Below are 3,421 nucleotides of genomic sequence, written 5' to 3' on the forward strand. Positions count from 1 at the left end.
GTGTAGATCTCGGGCTTGTGCTTCATCAGCCAGTCGTTCTGGGTGAGTTCGCGCCGCACCACCGGCTGCACCAGGCTGATCGACTCGACGCCTCCGCCGATCGCGACCGGCACGCCGTCCATGACGATGCGCCGCGCCGCATGCGCGATCGCCTCGAGGCCCGAAGCGCAGAAGCGGCTGACGGTGACACCGGCGGACGCGACCGGGATGCCGGCGACCAGCGCGGCATGACGGGCGACATTGCCGCCGGTCGCAGCCTCCGGATAGCCGCAGCCGAGCACGATCTCCTCGATCGCCGCCGGCTCGATCCCGGCCTTCTCATAGGCTGCCTTGATCGCGTGCGCCGCAAGATCGGCACCGCGGGTCTGGTTGAAGGCACCGCGAAAGGCCTTGCCGATCGGCGTGCGGGCGGTGGAGACGATGACGGCTTCTGTCATGGATTTTCTCAGGTCCTATGCAGCGGATTCGGGCGAAGCGGGCTTGGGCCGCTTCTCTTGTTCTTCGGCGATCAACACCTTCGCCAGCAGCTTCCCGGCAGCGCTGCGCGGCAGGCTCTCGCGAAATTCCAGCCCGCGCGGCGTCTCGTGCCGGCCGAGGCGATCCTTGAGGAAGTGCAGCAATTCGTCGAGCGTAAAGGCAGGCATGCCGGCCTTGAGCACGACGAAGGCCTTCGCCGCCTGGCCGCGATAATCGTCGTCGATGCCGATCACCAGCACTTCCTGCACCGCCGGATGCTCGTAGATCGCATTCTCGATCGCCACCGGATAGACGTTGAAGCCGCTCGAGATGATCATGTTCTTGCGCCGGTCGACGATCTGGAACAGCCCGTCGGCGTCCATCCGGCCGAGATCCCCGGTCAGGAACCAGCCCTCGTGGAAGGCATCGCGCGTCGCCTCCGCCTCGTTCCAATAACCCTTGAAGACATTGGGGCCGCGAATGGCGATCTCACCGATTTCGTCGGGCGGGCAATCGGCACGCCCGACGTCGAGCGAGACGATCTTCATCTCGAGGCCTGGCAGCGGTACGCCGATCACGCCCGGCCGAGGTTTCGCCTGCTTCGGCAGGCGCGAGCCGGCGGGCGCGGTCTCGGTCATGCCCCAGCCATTGTTCAGCCTGACGCCCAATATGCCTTCGAGTCGGGTCTGGACCTCGAAGGGCAGGGGCGCGCCGCCCGAGACGCAGGAGCGCAACGACGAAAAATCGACCGTCTCGACGCCCTTGCGGTTGAGCAGGGCAAACCACATCGTCGGCACACCGGAGAACATCGTCGCGCGACGGATCGCGATATCCTCGATCAGGGTTTCGACATCGAAGCGCTGGCGCAGCAGGATGCGGTTGCCGTCCCGCAAATGGCGCAGCAGGATCGTGGTCAGCGCGTAGATATGGAACAGCGGCAGCACCGCGATCGCGGTCTGCGCTCCGGCTTCCAACGGTTCGCCATCCGTCCAGAGTCGGTAGATGTTCACCGCCGAGACAAGATTGCCATGCGTTAGCATCGCTGCCTTCGGCGCCCCTGTCGTGCCGCCGGTGAACTGCAGCAACACCACATCCTCGGGCGAAAGCACCGGCCAGTTCACCGGGTCAGGCGCCGTCATCAGGTCGTCGAGCCAGACGAAGCCGCCACCAGTCGGAAGATCCTGCCGCTCGGCCTCCCCCGCTCCCCAGCGCGAATCGTCGCCGACCAATACGCGATCGACGAAGCCCGCCGCACGCAGCGCCTGCATCTGCGGCAGGAAGCCTGGAAGGTTCGTGGTGATCAGGCGGACCGGCTGCGTTGCCACGAGCTTGTGTTCAAGCTCCCGCAAGGCATCGAGCGCGCTGAGATGCACGACGGTCGCGCCGCAGCGCGCAACCGCGAAGAACGCGACGGGATGCCAGGGCGTATTGGGAAGGAACAGCGCCACCCGGTCGCCCTGCCTGACGCCATCGGCGATCAACCCCGCCGCGAGCCGGGTGGCCAGCCTGTCGAGTTCGCCATAGCTCAGCTCGCTCTCGCGGAACGCGATGGCCACCGCGTCCGGCCGCGCCGCGACGGCCGGCACGAGCAGGTCCGGCACCGTACCGGTTTCCACTGCCGCGTCCCAGTCGCAGGCCTGCGGAAAGCGCTCCTGCCAGATCGGGCGCGCTGCCTGGATCACGCCGCCCTGGCCTTCAGGTCCGCGAAGCTCTTGCCCTCGGCCGCGAGCTTGCGCAGCAGCGGCGCCGGTTCGAGCGCGGCATCACCGCTTTCCGCTGCGAGCCTTTCCAGACGCTTGACGATCACGTCGAGCCCGACAGAGTCAGCCCAGTGCATCGGCCCACCGCGCCAGGCCGGCCAGTTATAGCCGTTGATCCAGATCGTATCGATATCGCCCGGCCGCGCAGCAATCCCCTCCGCGAGGATCTTCGCACCCTCATTGACCATCGGATCGAGCAGGCGCGCCAGGATTTCGTCCGGCTTCATCGCCCGGCGCTCAACGCCCTGCTCCTTGGAAACCTGCGCAATCAGCGCCTCGACCTCCGGGTCGCGTTGCCCGGCGCGCGCGCCCTCCGGATAGAGATAGTAGCCACGCCCGGTCTTCTGACCAAACCAGCCGCGCTCGCAGATCGCGTCCGCGACCCCTGCGGTTTTGCCGCGCGACTTGCGCGTGCGCCAGCCGATATCGTTGCCCGCGAGATCCGACATCGCGAATGGCCCCATCTTGAAGCCGAAACCGGTCAGCGCCGCGTCGACCTCATGCGGCAGCGCACCGGCGATCAGCAGCCGCTCGGCGGCCCGCGTGCGCTGTTCCAGCATGCGGTTGCCAACGAAGCCGAAGCAGTTCCCGACCACGACCGGCACCTTGCCGAGCCTGCGTCCGAGCGAAATCGCAGTGGCCACCGCATCATCCGCAACGCCGGCTGGCCGCACGATTTCAAGCAGCTTCATGACATTGGCCGGGCTGAAGAAATGCATCCCGATCACATCCTGCGGCCGCTTCGTTGCCATGGCGATCGTCGCGAGGTCGAGATAGGAGGTGTTCGAGGCCAGGATTGCGCCTTGCTTCGCAATCCCATCGAGCGCGCCGAAGATCTCCTGCTTGACGGCCATCTCCTCGAAGGCGGCTTCGATCACGATATCCGCCTCCGCTGCCGCCTCGAGCCCGAGCTTCGGCGTGATCAGCGCCATGCGCTGGTCACGCGCGGCCTCCGTCAGCGAACCGCGCTTGACCGAGAAGCCGTAGGTGTCGCGGATGCGGGCATAGCCCTTGTCGATTTGCTCCCGCGTCGTCTCGATCACGGTCACTGGGATGCCGGCATTGGCGAAACACATCGCGATCCCGCCACCCATCGTGCCGGCGCCAATGACGGCCGCTTGCCGGATCTGACGCGTCCCCTTGCCCTCGTCGATGCCCGGGACCTTGGCCGCCTCGCGCTCGGCAAAGAAGGCGTAGCGCAGGGC

At 66.6% G+C, this 3,421-nt stretch carries 3 protein-coding genes; all 3 read right to left on the reverse strand.

Annotated elements, in window-relative coordinates; all coding sequences use genetic code 11:
* Positions 1 to 437: thiolase family protein (locus AC1D34_RS35420; RefSeq protein ID WP_476826770.1), on the reverse strand; the 437-nt coding region annotated here is incomplete at its 3' end.
* 15 nt (positions 438 to 452) lie between these two features.
* The gene (locus AC1D34_RS35425) at positions 453 to 2,138 is read right to left on the reverse strand and encodes an AMP-binding protein (RefSeq protein ID WP_476826771.1); all 1,686 of its coding nucleotides are present in this window, start codon (positions 2,136 to 2,138) and stop codon (positions 453 to 455) included.
* On the reverse strand, positions 2,135 to 3,421 hold a 1,287-nt coding region (locus AC1D34_RS35430; protein ID WP_476826772.1), incomplete at its 5' end, for a 3-hydroxyacyl-CoA dehydrogenase. The genes AC1D34_RS35425 and AC1D34_RS35430, both read right to left, overlap by 4 nt.

It is taken from the genome of Allobosea sp. P1_A7 (assembly GCF_056406775.1).